Annotated in this window: 17 protein-coding genes; 4 read left to right on the plus strand and 13 right to left on the minus strand. The window is 66.5% G+C overall.

Going from position 1 to position 15,921, the window contains the following annotated elements; genetic code table 11:
* Nucleotides 1-32 precede the first annotated feature (32 nt).
* The 8 genes from GGQ97_RS12625 to GGQ97_RS12660 all read right to left on the minus strand — a co-directional run bounded on the left by GGQ97_RS12625 (nucleotide 33) and on the right by GGQ97_RS12660 (nucleotide 5,104).
* The gene (locus GGQ97_RS12625; RefSeq protein WP_168070073.1) at nucleotides 33-356 is read right to left on the minus strand and encodes a hypothetical protein; all 324 of its coding nucleotides are present in this window, start codon (nucleotides 354-356) and stop codon (nucleotides 33-35) included.
* Nucleotides 357-479: 123 nt separating this feature from the next.
* Nucleotides 480-1,004: a superoxide dismutase family protein gene (locus GGQ97_RS12630; protein ID WP_168070075.1), complete on the minus strand. Its 525-nt coding sequence runs from the start codon at nucleotides 1,002-1,004 to the stop codon at nucleotides 480-482.
* A gap of 134 nt (nucleotides 1,005-1,138) precedes the next feature.
* Nucleotides 1,139-1,564 carry an ExbD/TolR family protein gene (locus tag GGQ97_RS12635; RefSeq protein ID WP_168071048.1) on the minus strand — a complete coding sequence of 142 codons (426 nt, stop codon included), beginning with the start codon at nucleotides 1,562-1,564 and terminating at the stop codon, nucleotides 1,139-1,141.
* Between the two features lie 23 nt (nucleotides 1,565-1,587).
* Nucleotides 1,588-2,076 (minus strand): ExbD/TolR family protein, encoded by a 489-nt coding sequence (locus GGQ97_RS12640; RefSeq protein ID WP_168070077.1) that lies wholly within the window; start codon nucleotides 2,074-2,076, stop codon nucleotides 1,588-1,590.
* A gap of 97 nt (nucleotides 2,077-2,173) precedes the next feature.
* Entirely contained in the window at nucleotides 2,174-3,022 is an 849-nt protein-coding gene (locus tag GGQ97_RS12645) for a MotA/TolQ/ExbB proton channel family protein (protein ID WP_168071050.1), read from the minus strand.
* Nucleotides 3,023-3,087: 65 nt separating this feature from the next.
* On the minus strand, nucleotides 3,088-3,768 hold the full coding sequence (locus tag GGQ97_RS12650; protein WP_168070078.1) for an energy transducer TonB: 681 nt from the start codon (nucleotides 3,766-3,768) through the stop codon (nucleotides 3,088-3,090).
* 182 nt (nucleotides 3,769-3,950) lie between these two features.
* Nucleotides 3,951-4,379, minus strand: a complete 429-nt coding sequence (locus GGQ97_RS12655) for a dihydroneopterin aldolase (RefSeq protein ID WP_168070080.1) — start codon at nucleotides 4,377-4,379, stop codon at nucleotides 3,951-3,953.
* Nucleotides 4,376-5,104, minus strand: a complete 729-nt coding sequence (locus GGQ97_RS12660; RefSeq protein WP_168070082.1) for an SDR family oxidoreductase — start codon at nucleotides 5,102-5,104, stop codon at nucleotides 4,376-4,378. Before GGQ97_RS12660 ends, GGQ97_RS12655 begins: the two co-directional genes overlap by 4 nt.
* Before the next feature lie 59 nt (nucleotides 5,105-5,163).
* On the opposite strand from GGQ97_RS12660, the gene GGQ97_RS12665 reads away from it, so the two are divergent.
* From GGQ97_RS12665 to GGQ97_RS12675, 3 genes are read left to right on the plus strand one after another with little or no spacing between them, the layout of a single operon-like run.
* A complete protein-coding gene (locus tag GGQ97_RS12665; RefSeq protein ID WP_168070084.1) occupies nucleotides 5,164-5,712 on the plus strand; it encodes a DUF1285 domain-containing protein in 549 nt (182 codons plus the stop codon).
* A complete protein-coding gene (locus GGQ97_RS12670) occupies nucleotides 5,709-6,290 on the plus strand; it encodes a CoA pyrophosphatase (RefSeq protein ID WP_168070086.1) in 582 nt (193 codons plus the stop codon). The genes GGQ97_RS12665 and GGQ97_RS12670 overlap by 4 nt, the downstream gene beginning before the upstream one ends.
* Nucleotides 6,287-7,471: a CCA tRNA nucleotidyltransferase gene (locus GGQ97_RS12675; protein ID WP_425338724.1), complete on the plus strand. Its 1,185-nt coding sequence runs from the start codon at nucleotides 6,287-6,289 to the stop codon at nucleotides 7,469-7,471. Before GGQ97_RS12670 ends, GGQ97_RS12675 begins: the two co-directional genes overlap by 4 nt.
* 185 nt (nucleotides 7,472-7,656) lie before the next feature.
* On the opposite strand, the gene GGQ97_RS12680 is transcribed toward GGQ97_RS12675, so the two are convergent.
* On the minus strand, nucleotides 7,657-8,268 hold the full coding sequence (locus GGQ97_RS12680; protein ID WP_342448535.1) for a LuxR C-terminal-related transcriptional regulator: 612 nt from the start codon (nucleotides 8,266-8,268) through the stop codon (nucleotides 7,657-7,659).
* Between the two features lie 338 nt (nucleotides 8,269-8,606).
* Here GGQ97_RS12680 and GGQ97_RS14590 point away from each other — a divergent pair, with 338 nt between their 5' ends.
* Nucleotides 8,607-9,431 (plus strand): outer membrane protein, encoded by an 825-nt coding sequence (locus tag GGQ97_RS14590; RefSeq protein ID WP_168070090.1) that lies wholly within the window; start codon nucleotides 8,607-8,609, stop codon nucleotides 9,429-9,431.
* Between the two features lie 206 nt (nucleotides 9,432-9,637).
* On the opposite strand, the gene GGQ97_RS12690 is transcribed toward GGQ97_RS14590, so the two are convergent.
* The 4 genes from GGQ97_RS12690 to GGQ97_RS12705 form a co-directional block, all read right to left on the minus strand.
* Nucleotides 9,638-10,969, minus strand: coding sequence for a L,D-transpeptidase family protein (locus GGQ97_RS12690; protein WP_168070092.1), 1,332 nt, complete (start codon nucleotides 10,967-10,969; stop codon nucleotides 9,638-9,640).
* A 96-nt stretch (nucleotides 10,970-11,065) separates the two neighbouring features.
* Nucleotides 11,066-11,419 carry a response regulator gene (locus GGQ97_RS12695; RefSeq protein ID WP_168070094.1) on the minus strand — a complete coding sequence of 118 codons (354 nt, stop codon included), beginning with the start codon at nucleotides 11,417-11,419 and terminating at the stop codon, nucleotides 11,066-11,068.
* Between the two features lie 41 nt (nucleotides 11,420-11,460).
* The gene (locus GGQ97_RS12700) at nucleotides 11,461-13,839 is read right to left on the minus strand and encodes a hybrid sensor histidine kinase/response regulator (RefSeq protein ID WP_168070104.1); all 2,379 of its coding nucleotides are present in this window, start codon (nucleotides 13,837-13,839) and stop codon (nucleotides 11,461-11,463) included.
* 4 nt (nucleotides 13,840-13,843) lie between these two features.
* Complete coding sequence (locus tag GGQ97_RS12705) at nucleotides 13,844-15,916, minus strand: M13 family metallopeptidase (RefSeq protein ID WP_168070106.1); 2,073 nt, start codon at nucleotides 15,914-15,916, stop codon at nucleotides 13,844-13,846.
* Nucleotides 15,917-15,921 lie beyond the last annotated feature (5 nt).

A 15,921-nucleotide genomic window follows, 5' to 3' on the forward strand; every position in this document is an offset into this window, starting at 1 on the left:
GCGGGGAGCGGCAACGCCACTCCCCTTTCCTGTCACGCCGGCTGCTTGGCGCCCATCGCCTCGGCGAGCTTGCGGACCTTTTCCGCGACCTTGGGATCCTCGGCGCGATCGGCGGCCTTGGCGGTGTCCTCGCCGATCTTCTCAAGCAGGGGCTTGATCTTGTCGAGGTCGGGCTCGTCCGCGCCGAGCAGCTTTTCGAGCCGCTCCAGCTCGGCGGCAAGGCCCTTCGAACCGGTGAAATCGGCCTTGCGCAAAGCCTCGGCCCATTCGCCGGCCAGCTTGGCGCCCTGCTTCGGGGTGGTCTTCTCGATGCCCTTGTCAAAGGCGTTCTCGGTGGCGGTAAAGCGCTGCGGCATCATCATACTCCTGTCGACTGGGCGGCGGCTCAGGGTCGCCACATGGTCAACGAAGCGTCTGCATGAAAGCCGCTACGGGCCATCGGGCAGGAGGCGTGTTAGGAACCTCCTGCCCTGCCAGGGTCAACCGGCCGGGCTAAGTACCGCGCAGGCGATGCGATCGCCGCTGTTGCCGGAAGGATCGGTGACATTGTCATCCTCGCCGGCGTGGATGACCAGCGCAGATCCGTCGGCATCGCGCAGCGCGGCCAGGCTTGCGCCGGTCAGCACCACCGTCTCGCGCAGCGTGCCGTTGGCCGCCACGGGGACGTTCGGAAGGTCCCCGGCGTGCGGGCCCTGGGGATTGGCCAGGCCATGCTTGCGTGAGGCTGGGTTCCAGTGCGAACCGGCCGTGGTGAAGCCCGGCGCATCGCAGCGCCCGACGGCGTGGACGTGAAGACCCTTGCGGCCCACCGCGATCCCGTCGCCCTCGATCCGGAAACTGACCGCGCCCGGCGTCTCCCACATGCGGACGGTCCCGATCTGCGCGCCGCTGCCGCCGACAAGCGGTACCGCGACCGCGCCCGCGGGAGCATCGACAGGCGTTGCGCAGGCGGCGAGCGAGGCGGCTCCGGCAAGGATGAGGCAAAGGCTGGTCGGCGTGCGCATGGGGTAGTGGCTCCTGGGTTTGGCGATCTCGATCACCACCCAACGCGCGACCACGAAAAAAGGGCGGCCCTCCCATGTAGGGAAGGCCGCCCAGGATCATTCGGGATGGTTCCCGAACCTCTTGGCCGTGGGCCTTAGAAGGCCTTTGCGTAAGCCTCATTGCCCACGAAGCCCATCTTGGACACGTTGGCCTGCTTGGTCACCACGAGCACCTGGTCGACCAGGTCGTAACGCGCGTCCGCTTCCGGCTGCAGGTGCAGTTCGGGGATCGGATTGAGCTGCTGCGTGATGTCGAGATACTGCCGCAGCTGGACCTGGTTCACGGGGGCACCATTCCAGAGGATGGCATTGCCCGCGGTCACCACGATCTTGTTCTTGACCGGGTCGATGATCTCCTGCTGCGGGCTGTCGCCCTGCGGGAGATCGAGCTTCACGGCGTGCGTCTGCGGCGGGATGGTGATGATCAGCATGATGATCAGCACCAGCATGACGTCGATGAGCGGAGTGGTATTCATCTCCATCATCGGTTCGCCTTCGGAATTATTCGAAGTCGTCTGCATCGCCATTGGGCGAATTCCTTCTCTTACAGCCGGGTGACGCCAGTGCCGGGGGGCGGTTCCGACACGAAGCCGACACGGGCAAAGCCGGCCCGCTGCATGGTGAAGATGGTCCCGCCGATGCACTTGTACGGCGTGCCCACGTCACCGCGGATATGAGCCTCCGGCATGGTATCGTCGGTCAGATTCTCGGCACCGCCGACCTTGGCGATGGCGTCTTCAAGCGACTTAACCGAACGGTCGAGCAGGGTCTGGCTGTCGATCGGGGTCATGCCCCAATAGACTTCGCAGGTGCCGCCAGGGCCACCACGAACCGTCAGTTCGACGTTCTCCGGCTTGGTTTCACGTGCTTCGTAGGCAGTCGCCGGAAGCGCGATGGGAACGGTTTCCACCACGACCGGAACCGCGATGAGGAAGATGATCAGGAGCACCAGCATCACGTCCACGAGGGGCGTGGTGTTGATGTCGGACATCGGGACGTCTTCGCCGTCTTCCTTGCCGACACTCATTGCCATGGGATGATACTTCCCTTTTCAGTGTAACAGGTTGGCACGCTTACCGAAGGTGGAGGCCAGGCACTCGAGAGAATGCCCGGCCCCCATGAACCTTCGCTTAGCGGCGGTCCACCGTGGTGGTGCCAGTGCCGCCGGCCTGCTGGCCGGTCGAGGTCTGGCCGGTGGTCAGCGGCTGGGTGCCGGCCGGGGTCGGAGCAGCGGCCGAACGGGTCTGGGCGCCCTTGGCGACCGGAGCGGTGGTCCCGGCAGCGACGATCGCCGGCTTAACCTTACCTTCCGACATGACGTAGCCGTGCAGGTCGTTGGTGAAGGCCGCGAGGTCTTCCATGATCGACTTGTTGCGGCGGATCAGCCAGTTGTAGGCAAGCACGGCCGGAACGGCGACGACGAGGCCGAGCGCGGTCATGATGAGCGCTTCACCGACCGGGCCGGCGACGGTGCTGATCGAGGCCTGGCCCGACGCGCCGATCTTGATCAGCGCGCGGTAGATGCCGACGACGGTACCGAACAGACCGATGAACGGCGCGGTCGAACCGACGGTCGCGAGGAAGGCGAGGCCTTCACCGAGACGGGCGCCGATGCCGCCCTGCGAGCGGGCGAGGCTGTTGGCCATCCAGTCGTGCTGGTCGACCGGGTTGGTCAGCTTGCCGTGCTGCTCCTGGGCGACGAGCGTGTCGTCGACGATCGCACGATAGGCGCTCTTGGCGTCGAGCTTGCTCGAGGCTTCGCGCAGGTTGGGCGAGTTCCAGAAGCTGGAACGGACCTTGTTGCCCTGGCTGATGATCTTCTGCTGTTCGAAGAACTTGGTGAACAGGATGTAGAACGTGCCGATCGACATCGCGACCAGGATCACGAAGGTGGCCCAGGAGATCAGACCACCCTCGTTCAGCGCCTGCATCAGGCCGTAGGGGTTGTCACCTGCCGGAGCGGCTGCGGCGGCGGCCATCAGAGAGACGAAAGTCATAGTGCGTATCCTTAAGTGGAAACCGTTGGCTTAAAGGTCGAGGTCGATCAATCTGCGGGCAACTGCCACCGAATCCGTCCCGTGACGGAGTCCGAGGTCTTGGCCCCGCTGCTGTCCGATGCCGGGGTGAACCGGGCACGGCTGCGAAGCAGTCGGCAGGTCGTGTTGTCGAGCGAGCTCGACCCCGACGAACTGGTCACCGTGCAACCGGTGACCCGGCCGTCCGGTCCGACGTCCAGGCGGAAGCCGGTGGTGCCCTGCTGCTCGTTACGAATCGCGTCCTGCGGATAATCGTCATCCGTGATGTAGGAAGCGAGGTTTGCACGCGCCTTGGCCGGCTGCACCTTCACCGCGGGTGGCGGCGGGGGCGGCGGAGCAGGCGGTGCCGGCGGAGCCACCGGAGCCGTCGGCGTGATGACCGGCGGCGGTGCCACGTTCACCGTGCTGACCGGCGGCGGCGGCGTGTTGGTGCGCACCAGCGGCGGCGGCGAGACCACCGGCGGGGGTGGCGCTTCAACCTGCTGCTCGGGCGGGGGCGGCGGCTCTTCGGGCGGGGGTGGTGGCTCCTCCTCAACGTCGAAGGTCTTCAAATCTTCAGCGGCCTTTTTCACGACATTGTACGCGAGGCCGGTGATGATCGCATATCCGAGCAGCACATGCAGCAAGGCCACAAAGACGATCGAAACCGTCCTGTTCCCGCTCATCTGCCTGCGATTGGCGTAAGACATCCTGCCGCAATTCTCCTCAGGGGTGACCTTCCTCCAGGTCCGGAGCCGCCTAAGAGGCAAGCGGTCCCGATCTGGTGGGCCGACGTATCAACATATCATCGGCGGTCGGCGCGCTTCCTTAATGTGGCCTCAATGGCGGTGCAATCATATTGTTCCGCCTCCTCAACCTAACTCAAGTCTCGTTACGGTGCTGAACCAGAAAAGCTGGCAATCTCAACGCCAACTCCTCGCGCGTTCGGATAGACGTCGGGCTTGCTCGTTCCCACCCTCAACGCACTCACTCCAGCCCGCGCAGCGATCCAGTCGTAGATTTCGCGGACCAGCGTCTCCTGAAGGTTGAATCGGCGCGACGAGGCGATTCGCTCGACCTCGAGCCGCAGGTGATCGTAATTCCACGCGTTGACGGCGAGATCCCCGTCGGGTGCCGCCACCTCGTCGAGCCAGACCTCGACCGAAATCAGCAACCGCTGCGGCGTTCCGACCTCGAAGTCGTGAAAACCGATGTCGGTCATCACCGCCAGGCCGTCGAGATGGATCTTGGCGGACCGCACCGCGAGATGGGGCGGCACCATGCCCTCGAGGCGCGGGGAGAACGGGATCACGTCGGTCATCGGCTATTCGGCTCCAGGAATTGCACGTCGCGGGGCAAGCGCCAGAAACGCTGCCCGCCATCGAGGGTCAGCGTCTCGCCGGTGAGCGTGGGCGAGTCCACCAGGAATCGGAGGGCGCGCAGGACGTCGGCCGGCTCCACTCCGCGATTCAGCGGATTGAACCGGTGGGTCGCCTCGAAATTGGCCGCGCTCTGCCCTTCCGACAGCAGCATCAGCGCCGGGGCGATGGCGTTGACCCGGATACCGTCGGCGCCAAGCGCCTGCGCGCTCAGCGTGGTCAGCGCCGCAAGCGCGGCCTTGGACAGGGTGTAGCTCAGGAAATCGGGATTCGGCGCGGCCAGCTTGGCATCGAGGATGTTGACCACCAGCCGGTCCCCTTCCCCGCCCGCCGCGGCAAAACCGGCCGTCAGCAGCGCCGGGGCGGCCACGTTGACCGCCATATGGGCGCCCAGTTCCTCCGGGGAAAAATCGGCAAAGCTGTCGGCGGCGAAGCGCGCCGCATTGTTAACCAGCAAAGTCGGCGGCGCCGGACAGGCCGCGAGCACCGCCTCCGCCGCCGCTTTGCCCTGCGCAAGGTCGGCGGCGACGCGGATCGCTCCCACCGGGACCTCGTCTTCCGCATTGCGGACGTGCGTGACGACTTGCCAGCCTTCGGCCAGCAGCCCTTCGGCAAGGATCCGGCCTACCCGCCTGCCTGCCCCGGTGATGATCGCGACGTTGCTCATGCCTGCCGTCCTAGCGGCTGCCCTTGCCTAAACAAACAGCTGGCCTATCTGCGGTGCCGATGCCGGAAACCCGCCCACCGCTTGAGCTTGCCGGGCGCAGCCTCGACGAGATCGCAGCGGCCGCGGCTGCGCGTGGCGGTCCGCCGGTCGAGCGCTGGAACCCCTCGCATTGCGGCGACAGCGGGATGCGCATCGACCGCGAGGGCCGCTGGTTCCACGACGGCAAGCGGATCGAACGGGACGCGCTGGTGCGCTTGTTCGCCTCGGTCCTGCGCCGCGAGTCCGATGGCCGGCACGTACTCGTGACCCCGGTCGAGAAGCTCGACATCGCGGTCGAGCTTGCCGCGCTGCGGATCACCGCCATGACCCATGAGGGCGAGGGCGAGGGACGGCGCATCGCCTTTCAGGTGAGCGACGGAACCGCGCTGATCCTCGGGCCCGACCATGGCCTGCGATTTGTCGACGGCCTACCCCTGGTGACCGTTCGCGGCGGGATCGAAGCCAGCTTCGAACGCCCGGTCTGGTATGAGCTCGCCGAGCTTGCACTGGCCTCCGATCCGCCCGGCCTGTGGAGCGCCGGGGCCCGGTTCCCTTTCCCGCTCTCGTGACCCTCGCCGAACGGCTCCGCGCTGCACTCGCCCTGCCCGCCCCGTCCACGCTTCTCCCTGGCGACCTGCTCGAAGGCGCAAGCGGGGATGCGGTTCCGGCGGCGGTGCTGGTGGCGATCACCCGGCGCCCCGAACCCGGCGTCCTGCTGACCGTCCGGCGCGAACATATGCGCACCCATGCCGGCCAGATCGCCTTTCCCGGCGGAAGGGTCGATGCGGAGGACGCCGACCTCGCCGCGGCCGCCTTGCGCGAGGCGGAGGAGGAAATCGGCCTTCCGCGCTCGGCCGTCACCCTGTGGGGCACGGCGGACCCTTATCGCACCATCACCGGCTATCACGTCGTTCCCGTCCTGGGCGAGGTCGATGCGGACCTCCCGTTGCTCCCGCACGAACAGGAGGTCGCTGACATGTTCGAGGCACCGCTTGCCTTTCTTCTCGACCCCGCCAATCAGCGCCGCATGTCAGCCGAATATCAGGGCGTTCAGCGCCATTATTACGAAATTGCATGGGAGGGCCGCCGGATCTGGGGCGCCACCGCGGCGATGCTCGTGAACCTTCGCCGGCGGCTGGACGCGTGAACAACGTGCACGAACTCCGCGCCCTCGTCGCCAGGCCCGGGATCGCGGCGGCCTTCACCGCACTTGGCGAAGGGCAGGCCCGGCTGGTCGGTGGAGCGGTGCGCGACGGCCTGCTCGGGATCGCCGTGTCCGACGTCGATGTCGCGACGATGCTCAGCCCCTATGAGGTGATGCGGCGGTGCGGCGCCGCCGGGATCAAAACCATCCCGACCGGCATCGCCCATGGCACCGTCACCGCGGTCAGCGCCGGCGAAACGCTCGAGATCACGACCCTGCGCGCGGACCTCGCCACCGACGGGCGCCACGCGACGGTGGGCTTCACCGACGACTGGCGCGAGGACGCGGCGCGCCGCGACTTCACCATCAACGCGCTTTACTTCGACCCGGCCACCGGTGAGGTGCATGATTATTTCGGCGGGCTGCCCGACCTTGCGGCCCACCGCGTCAGGTTTATCGGCGAGCCGCTCCAGCGCATCGCCGAGGATCACCTCCGCATCCTGCGCTTCTTCCGCTTCACGGCCCGGTTCGGAAGCCAGGTCGACGCGGACGGACTTGCCGCCTGCGCGGCCCGGGCCAACGACCTCATGGCGCTGTCACGCGAACGGATCGCCGACGAGTGGCTGAAGTTGCTGGCGCTGCCCGACCCGGTCGCGACCGTCGCATTGATGCTCGGTCACGGCCTCCTCGCACCGGTCCTGCCCGAGATCGGCGGCGACGGAAGCGAGCGGCTGGCACCGCTGGTCGGCGCTGAACGGACGGCAAAGCTCGCACCCGACCCGCTGCGACGCTTCGCCGCATTGCTGCCGCAGGACCCTCTCGTTGCCGAGAAAGTCGCGGCCCGGCTCAAGCTCAGCAACAAGGCCCGCAAACGCTTGGCGTCCGCCGCGGTCCCCTATGCCGGAGAGCACCCTCGCGCACTCGCCTACCGGATCGGCGTTGCCGAAGCGCAGGACCGGCTGCTGCTCGGCGGCGCGGTGGATGCAGCAGCGGCGCTGGAGGGCTGGTCGCCGCCGCGCCTGCCGGTCGGCGGCGGCCAGCTGATCGCGCGCGGGCTGACGCCCGGCCCAGCGGTCGCGCGCACCTTGAAGACTATCGAGGATCAGTGGGTGAACGAGGGCTTCCCCGACGCCGACCGGCTCGACCAGCTGGTCCAGCACGCGCTTGGTCGATCGGCGGGCTGACAAGGCAAAGGTGCCGGCCACAGGAGGGCTGCAAGCCGGCACCTCGCGTCGAGCGCCCATCAAGCACGACCCGAACCGTTCCAGCGTCACCCAAGGGGAATGCGCGATCCCTGGAACGCCTCGATCATTGCATCATGCGGGGGCCTGCCCGCTAGCTAGGCCAAGGGCCATGCCGGAGCCGGCTGCTAGAGCCCGGCTTCGACAGCCAGGCGGATGAGGTCGGCGCTGGTCGGCACGCCCAGCCGCTCCATCAGCAGCGCACGGTGCATCTTCACCGTCTTCTCGCTGATTTTGAGTTCCCAGGCGATCTGCTTGTTGAGCAGGCCCTTGGCGATCAGTTCCAGCACCTGACGCTGGCGCGGCGGGAGGGTGTTCACCGCCAGGATCGCCCGCTCGCGGCGGCCGCTGAACACCGCGGTGCTCTCCATGCCAAGCTCCACCTGGCTGCCGAGGAACCAGGCGAGTTCGCCGTTGGCGTCGAATAGCGGCGTCACCAGCACCGCATTGCGGAATGGCGTGCCGTCCTTCTTGTAGTTGAGGATATCGACCAGGACCGACTTGCGGTTGCGGACGCCTTCGCGGATCCGTTCCGTCAGCCAGGGTTCCGTCGCGGCGCCCGACAGGAAGCGGCAATTACGGCCGAGGATTTCGCCTTCCGCATAGCCGGTGAGCTCGCAGAAGGCCTGATTGGCGACCTCGAGAGGATTGTCCGCCTTGCGCGGGTTGCTCAACACGGTCGCGATGGGACTGAATCCCACCGTTTCGACCAGACGCTCTTCATCCACCGAAGCCAGCACTGCTCCTCCGCATTCCCCGCGTCACGACCACTACACTTCCTCGCGGAAGGACGCGAGGGCTTTGCAAAATGGAGCGCAACGCACCCCCGACCGCGAAACCTGCCGCGAATGATTTGTCCCGGGCCAACGACCCGACGAGATTGTTTACGAACAGGAAATTTCGTTTCACATCCGTATTTTGCGGGCGATATTGCCCCTCCACCCCTCCGAGTTACCGTTGCACAGATGTCACAGTTCTTGGGAGATGGGTTTTCAGCTTTCGCTTGACCGAAACTAATCGGCTGCTCTACAGGTTCGGGGCGCCATCAACACTAACTCTCGAGCGAGAAGGGGAAAGCATGCGCAAATACCTCCTGGCGGCCGTCGCAGCGGCTGCCATCACCTCGCCGGCGATGGCCCGCGATGGTGCGGGCTACGTCGGCGTCGATCTTGGAGCATTGCTCGTCGAAGACGTGTCAATCGATGTCACCAACAGCGCTGGCATCGCATTTGACGACTACGCCATCGGCGATCACAAGTACGGTTACGACGTCGGCGTGAATGCCGGCTATGACTTCGGTGCCCTCCGCGCCGAAGCCGAAGTGGCCTACAAGCGCGCCAAGCACGACGAATACATCATCAACGGCGCGATCGTTGACGCCGGTGGCCGTACGACCTCGCTGTCTGTCATGGGCAACCTGCTCCTTGACTTCGGTGCGGACGATGGCTGGCAGGGCTTCGTTGGCGGCGGTGCTGGCTATGCCCGCACCCGCGTCAACCTGTCGACTGCCACTCTCAGCAACCGTCGCATCAGCGACAGCGGTTTCGCTTGGCAGGTTCTTGCCGGCGTTCGCTATCCGGTAAGCGACAACATCGATTTCGGTCTGAAGTATCGTTTCTTCAACCACGATCTCGATGACACGCTGACCTTTGCTCCGGTTGCGGCCGTTACGGGCGACGCCAAGTCGCGCCTGCGCTCGCACTCGCTGATGGCCAGCCTGGCGTTCAACCTCGGTGGGGTGGCCCCGCCGCCGCCGCCGCCGCCGCCGCCGCCGCCGCCGCCTCCCCCGCCGCCTCCGCCGACGCAGACTTGCCCGGACGGTTCGGTGATCCTGGCGACCGACGCGTGCCCGGTGCCGCCGCCGCCGCCGCCGCCGCCGCCGGTCGAGCCGGTTCGCGGCTAAGCGAAAGGGGCAGGCTCCTCCGGGAGCCTGCTTCCTGCAGCAAGGCAGAACAAAGAAACGGGGTGGAGCTTCGGCTCCGCCCCGTTTTTTTGTGCCTGCAGCGCTCGATCAGCGCCGGATAATGGGCGCAGGCAAAGCAAAAGGACGGAGCGCCTGTCCGGCACTCCGTCCCTTGCTAATTTCCGGCCGTCACGGTCAGGGGTGCGTCAGGGCGCCCCGCGGGTCGGGCTGGTGTAGGTCGCCGCCGCAAGCTGCCGGTCAGGACGCCCATCCCATCCATAAGGGTCGCCACGCGACGCCAGGCGCCCGTCAGCGCCCTGTTCCTGAGTCAGGTAGGTCAGGTAGATCGGAACGCCCTGGGGAAGCTTGACGAGCACGTCAGCCTCCTTGGTGGTCGGCGCGGGGCTATTGCCGTGCAGCCAACGGTAGAAGCGCTGCGCATCCTCCAGCCGCACGCAGCCGTTCGACAGGTGGCGGTCGGTCTTCAGGAACTTCGCCTTGTCCAGCGTGTCGTGAAGGAAGATGTCCTGCCCGCTCGGGAACGGGACCTTCATCCCCGCAAGGCTGTTCAGCGGCCCCGGCCGCTGCCGGACCCGCACCAGGCCCGGATCCTTCGCCAGCGCCGCCCACTTCACGTCGCCCGCGGGAACCACCGTCGCATCGTTGGTCCAGTTGCTCATCACCTCATAGCCATTGCGCTTGAGATAGGCGTCGCCGCCCTTCAGCACGCCCGGCGCGATGATCTTCTTGGTCAGGCTCGGCGGCACCTCCCAATAGGGATTGAGCACCGCATAATGGATGATGCTGGCGATCATCGGCGTCTGCGTCTCGCCGGTGCCGACGATGACCTTCATCCGGTCCACGGCCTGCCCGTTCTCGTACATGGTGAGGGTCGCATTGCCGGCATCCACCAAGGCGAAACGGCCCCCGGCGGGAAGCGCGCGTGCCCGCTCCAGGTTGGACAGCAATTGCGGGTCAGCACTGGTCACGCCGCTTGCCAGCGCAGCGTCACGCAGCGAGCGATAGACCGGATTGACGTCCGACAGGCGGATGATCGCGGCGCGCAGGTCGGGAGAGGCAGCGGTTGTCAGCAGGATCTGGTCCGGCCGGCTCTGCGGCTTGAGCAGCTCGTAGCCGTAGACCAGGCCCTTGGGCGGGGTGCGCAGATACTGCATGTAGGCGACCCACGCCTTGCTGATCCGCACCTCGGCCTGGCGGGTCGCTTCGGCATTGCCGGGCGCGGCCGAGGCTAGGGCCGCGTCGACGTCGGCTGCAAGGGCCGGACCAGCCGCAAAGCCGTCGATGCTCGAGCGGCGCAGGACTGACGACAGCTGGCCGACCGCGGAACGGGTCGCATCGTTGCGAAGCCAGATCGGCGCCTCGCCATGCTGGAAGTAGTAGAGTTCGACCGGATCGGTCGGCGCGACCCGCACCACCGGAGCAGCGGCGGGCGCGGCCTTAGGCTTTTTGCGGGCGTCAGCGACACCCGGCACCGCCAGGAGCGCGAGAACAGTTGTTGAAAGCAGGAGCTTGTTCACCGAGGATCCCCGTTAACCGATGGTTTCCTCAGCCTTTTACCGGTGCAGGACTGTCGGGCAAGTGAACCAGTCGCACGGATCGAACGAATTAACGGTTCAACCGGCAGCCTGTTCGAGGACCGGGCCGATCCGATCGATGGTGTAAGGCTTCTCGAGCAGGGGCGCTTCGGCAAAGCTCGCGGGCGGCGGCTCGACATGACCGCCGCTGGCGATCACGAAGGGGACGCCGCGATCGCTCAGCGCTTCGGCAACCGGCCAGACCAGCTCGCCCTTCAGGTTGACGTCGAGAATGGCGACATCAAAGCCCCCCTCCTCACACGCCTTCATGGCATCGGCGAGATTGTCGCAACTGGCATGAATGCGATGGCCCAGCGTCTCGAGGAAGTCCTCGAGCATCATGGCGATCAGCGGCTCGTCTTCGACGACGAGAATGGAGTGTGCAGTACCCACGCACCGGCCTTTGCAGGTCCGAAATGGTAAGGCAATACTTTTCAGCGGGCGGCCAGGATCCGCCGGGCGGCTTCGGAAAGTTGCTGTACGGAGAAGGGCTTAGGCAGGAAGGCGACGTTGTCGAAGTCGATCGAGCGGCGCAGCTGTTCCTCGGCGTAACCCGACATGAAAAGGATCGGCAACTCGGGCCGGGTCAGGCGTGCTTCGCGGACCATGGTGGGCCCGTCCATGATCGGCATGACGACGTCGGTGATGAGCAGGTCGATCACCTCTCCGCGCCCGACGATCTCGAGCGCTTCCTCGCCGTTGGCGGCCGTCAGCACCGTATAGCCCTGGCGGGTCAGCGCGCGCTCAGCCACGGTGCGGACCATCGCCTCGTCCTCAACCAGCAACACCACGCCGGTTCCCCACGTCTCCTCCACCTTGGGTGCGGGGGCGGCGGCGCGGACCGCCACGGTGCGCTCTTCCTGGTGCACCGGCAGGTAGATGACGAAGCTGGTGCCCTCGCCTACCTTGCTGTCGGCGAAGATGAATCCGCCTGACTGCTTGACGATGCCGTAGACGGTCGACAGCCCGAGCCCGGTCCCCTTGCCCACTTCCTTGGTGGTGAAGAAAGGCTCGAAAATCTTGCCCAGCACGGACGGCGGAATGCCGCAGCCGGTATCCGAGATGCTGAGCGCGGTGTAATCCGCGATCGGCAGGATGTCGGACCCGAGCTCGGCGACCTGGTCGGCGCGTACCGCATAGGTCTGGATGATCAGCTTGCCGCCGCCGGACCCCAGCATAGCGTCGCGCGCGTTGACCGCGAGGTTGACGATCACCTGCTCGAGCTGCCCGGGATCGGCCCTCACCGCTCCCAATTCGCGCCCGTGCTTGACCTGCAGCACCACCGTCTCGCCCAGCAGGCGTTTGAGCAGGTGGCTGACCTCGCTGACCACATCGGGCAATTGCAGCACTTGCGGACGCAGGGTCTGCTGGCGCGAAAAGGCGAGCAGCTGGCGGGTGAGGCCCGCTGCGCGGTTGGAGTTCGACTTGATCTGCTGGATGTCGTCGTAATCGCTGTCGCCCGGCGTGTGCCGCATCAGCATGAGGTCGCAGTGGCCGATGATGGCGGTTAGGATGTTGTTGAAGTCGTGCGCTACGCCGCCGGCGAGCTGGCCCACTGCCTGCATCTTGGTCGCCTGCGCGACCTGCCGCTTCAGCTTGGCTTCCTCGCTATTGTCCTTGAGCAGGAGGAGGACGCTCGCCTCGCCGAGATTGCGCAGCCCCGCGATGGTCAGCGCGACCGGCTCGCCCGGCTGGTGCGGCAGGCGCACGGCAAGATCGCCCGACATCGCCGGGCCGCGGCTGTTGCGGCGCACGGCGTCGGCCACTGCGGCCTTGTCTTCCTTCACCACCAGGTCGCTCGGAAAAGCCGGCAGCGCCTTGTCCTCGTCGAGCGAAGCGGCCCGGCGGAATGCCTTGTTGCTGGTCAGGAACCGGCCATCGCGGTCGACCAGCGCAAGGCCGAGCGGAAGGAGGTCGAGCAGCGCCTGGAGGCTTGCCGGTTCGGCCAGGCCGGGCGTTTCCCCGGTCGCGAACAATAGCGCCAGTCCGGCGGGCTCACCGGACCCGGGTTCGACCGGAATGTGAAGCAGGCGAAGCATCGGACCGCTTGCGCCCTCGGCAGCAAGCCGTACCCGTCCCTCGCCAGCCCCTTCGAGCAGGCTGTCCATCCGGACGCCGGGGCCCGCGGCGGCTTGTGCCCGGCGACAGAACAACGGGTTGGCGGCGATGACCTGCCCATCGGCATCGACCGCTGCGGCAAGCACGCCGGCCTCGCCCAGCACCTCCCCTTCCGCGCTGGTGAGCCGCGCCACGAGGACGTCGAGCGGCGAGCGTGGCGAGGGTGGGAAGCGCCACAGCAGGAGATCGCGGCCCTGTCCCACCCTCTCGACGGAGACGGTTAGCGGTCCGCTGTCGCCAGACAGGTCGACCGCCATGCTCTCGCCGTCGCGCAGGGCATGGAGCCGCGCGTCCGACAGGGCCGCCAGCCCCTCGTCGCCGGACCCAAGGTGAGCGGGCGCCGGGAGATCGGGAAAGCGATCACGGTACGCCCGGTTGAGGCTGAGCAGGGCGCCGTCGCTATCGGTCAACGCCACTGGATCGGGGCAAAGGTTCAGCCCAGCCGCTACCAGCGCAAAATCGGGCGCAATCGCCAGGGCTGCTTGGGACAGGTCGGCCGGCCGGCGCCGTACCCATCCAAGCAGGGCGGCAGCAACCGCAGCAGCCCCAAGCGCTACGGCCACCAACAGCTCGGCAAACGCCAGCGCCAGCAAGGCAAGGCCGCCGAGCAACGCGGCAAGGATCAACGGCACCAGCCAGGGCTCGCCGCGCGATACGGGTTCAGCATCGATCGCGGCGAGCCTGGCGTGGAGCATCAGCCTACCATACGCGGACGCGCTGCTCCGGCGCCAGATAAAGCTTTTGGCCCGCCTGTACGTTGTAGGCGTTGTACCAGCTGTCGAAATTGCGGACCACGAATACGCGCTGTTCCGAAGGGCTGTGCGGATCGGTCAGCAGACGGTTGCGAAGATTGGCCTCGCGATAGTTGCGCCGCCAGACCTGCGCCCAGCCGAGATAGAAACGCTGGTCGCCGGTGGTGCCGTCGATGGCCGGCGCCGGCTGGCCATTCAGGCTGTGCTGGTAAGCGTCGTAGGCGACGGTCACGCCGGCCAGATCGCCGATGTTCTCGCCCAGCGTGAAGCGGCCGTTGACCTTGGCGCCCGGGAAGACCTCGTAAGCGTCGTACTGCGCGACCAGCTTGTCGGTCGCCGCCTTGAAGGCGGCGACGTCGGCCGGGGTCCACCAGTCGGCAAGACGGCCGTTCTCGTCATATTTCGAGCCCTGGTCATCGAAGTGGTGGCTGATTTCGTGGCCGATCACCGCGCCGATACCGCCGTAATTGACTGCCGGGTCGGCGTTGGGATCGAAGAAGGGCGGCTGCAGGATCGCCGCCGGGAACACGATCTCGCTCATCGAGAAATTGGCATAGGCGTTCACCGTCATCGGGGTCATGCCCCATTCCCAACGGTAGATCGGCTTGCCGAGCTTGTTCATGTTGTAGGCGACGTCGAAGCGGTTCGAACGCAGCGCATTGCCGAAGGCGTCGCCCGGCGCGACCTCGAGCCCGCTCATGTCGCGCCACTGATCGGGATAACCAATCTTGGTCTTGAAATTGGCGAGCTTGAGGCGGGCGCGCTGCTTGGTCTCCGGGGCCATCCAGGCGAGGTTGTCGATCCGGCGGCCCATCGCCTCGACCACGTTCTTGACGAGCGCGTCCGCCGCGGCCTTGGTTTCCGGCGGGAAGTAGCGGGCGACATACAGCTTGCTGACGTCGTCCTGGAGCGTGCCGACGGTGAAATCGACGCCGCGCTTCCAGCGGGCTTCCTGTTCCGGCGTGCCGCCAAGCGCGGTGCCGTAGAAAGCGAACTGCTCCTTGTCGAACGCGCTCGGCAAGACCGCGGCATAGGCATTGAGCGAACGGACGAGCAGCTGGTCCTTGAGGACGCCAAGCGGGGCGCGACTGACGATCCGGGCCATGCCGGTGATCGCCGACGGCTGGGCGACGAGCAGGTCCTTGCTCGCACCAGCGCCGATCTCGCCGAACATGCGGCCGAAATCGAAGCCGGGGGCACGGGTCCGAAGCTGCGCCAGGGTCAGCTTGTTATAGGTCTTGGTCGCGTCGCGGCTGTCGACGCGGGTCCAGTGCACGCGGGCGATTGCGGTTTCGTGCGCGAGCACCGCCTTGGCGCGGGTGGCGGCGTTGGCCTCACCGGCCAGCGTCAGGACGTTGGTGAGGTGCTGGAGATATTTGGCGCGGACTTCGGCAATCTTGGCGTCGTTCGACAGGTAATAATCGCGGTCGGGCATTCCGAGCCCGCTCTGGTAGAGCGAGAGGATGTAGGAATCCGGGTTCTTGTCGTCCTGGCCGACATAGGCGGCGAACGGCGTTCCGACCCCGTTCTTGGCGGCCTCGGCATACAGGCTGGGCAGCGCCGAGCGATTGGACAGTCCCTTGACCTGGTCCAGCCACGGCTTGATCGGCGCAAGGCCCTTCGCCTCGATCGCGGCCTGGTCCATGAAGCTGCCGTAGACAGTTCCGATCCGGCTGTTCGAATCCTTGGCGGCTTCCTCGATCAGGGTCTTGGTGCGCTCCTTGGAAAGGTCATCGAGCGCGCCGAACATGCCGTAGTTGGACTTGTCCGCCGGGATCGGCGTGTTCTTGGCCCAGGTGCCATTCGCAAAGGAATAGAAATTGTCGCCGGGGAGGACGGTGGTGTCCATGCCCTTGGCGTCGAACCCGTAGGTTCCGAGCTCGGGCTTCGGCTGGGCGGGGGTGGCGGCGGCAGGCGCGGCGGGCGCAGGCTCGACGGCAGCGGTGTCGACCGGGGCCGGGGTGGTCGCGCAGCCGGCAAGCGCAGTGGTGGCGGCAAGGGCAAGAAGAAGTCGCTTCATGGAGG

Origin of the sequence: Sphingomonas kaistensis (assembly GCF_011927725.1) — a bacterium.
In the GTDB taxonomy this organism is placed as follows: domain Bacteria; phylum Pseudomonadota; class Alphaproteobacteria; order Sphingomonadales; family Sphingomonadaceae; genus Sphingomicrobium; species Sphingomicrobium kaistense.

What these genes read in the sequence shown, in the direction of transcription:
- GGQ97_RS12665 (WP_168070084.1), top strand. Translation starts at nt 5,164, where the DNA reads ATGCCGGAAACCCGCCCACCGCTTGAGCTTGCCGGGCGCAGCCTCGAC.
- GGQ97_RS12650 (WP_168070078.1), bottom strand. Translation starts at nt 3,768, where the DNA reads ATGTCTTACGCCAATCGCAGGCAGATGAGCGGGAACAGGACGGTTTCG.
- GGQ97_RS12655 (WP_168070080.1), bottom strand. Translation starts at nt 4,379, where the DNA reads ATGACCGACGTGATCCCGTTCTCCCCGCGCCTCGAGGGCATGGTGCCG.
- GGQ97_RS12660 (WP_168070082.1), bottom strand. Translation starts at nt 5,104, where the DNA reads ATGAGCAACGTCGCGATCATCACCGGGGCAGGCAGGCGGGTAGGCCGG.
- GGQ97_RS12645 (WP_168071050.1), bottom strand. Translation starts at nt 3,022, where the DNA reads ATGGCCGCCGCCGCAGCCGCTCCGGCAGGTGACAACCCCTACGGCCTG.
- GGQ97_RS12705 (WP_168070106.1), bottom strand. Translation starts at nt 15,916, where the DNA reads ATGAAGCGACTTCTTCTTGCCCTTGCCGCCACCACTGCGCTTGCCGGC.
- GGQ97_RS12630 (WP_168070075.1), bottom strand. Translation starts at nt 1,004, where the DNA reads ATGCGCACGCCGACCAGCCTTTGCCTCATCCTTGCCGGAGCCGCCTCG.
- GGQ97_RS12635 (WP_168071048.1), bottom strand. Translation starts at nt 1,564, where the DNA reads ATGCAGACGACTTCGAATAATTCCGAAGGCGAACCGATGATGGAGATG.
- GGQ97_RS12640 (WP_168070077.1), bottom strand. Translation starts at nt 2,076, where the DNA reads ATGGCAATGAGTGTCGGCAAGGAAGACGGCGAAGACGTCCCGATGTCC.
- GGQ97_RS12625 (WP_168070073.1), bottom strand. Translation starts at nt 356, where the DNA reads ATGCCGCAGCGCTTTACCGCCACCGAGAACGCCTTTGACAAGGGCATC.
- GGQ97_RS12700 (WP_168070104.1), bottom strand. Translation starts at nt 13,839, where the DNA reads ATGCTCCACGCCAGGCTCGCCGCGATCGATGCTGAACCCGTATCGCGC.
- GGQ97_RS14590 (WP_168070090.1), top strand. Translation starts at nt 8,607, where the DNA reads ATGCGCAAATACCTCCTGGCGGCCGTCGCAGCGGCTGCCATCACCTCG.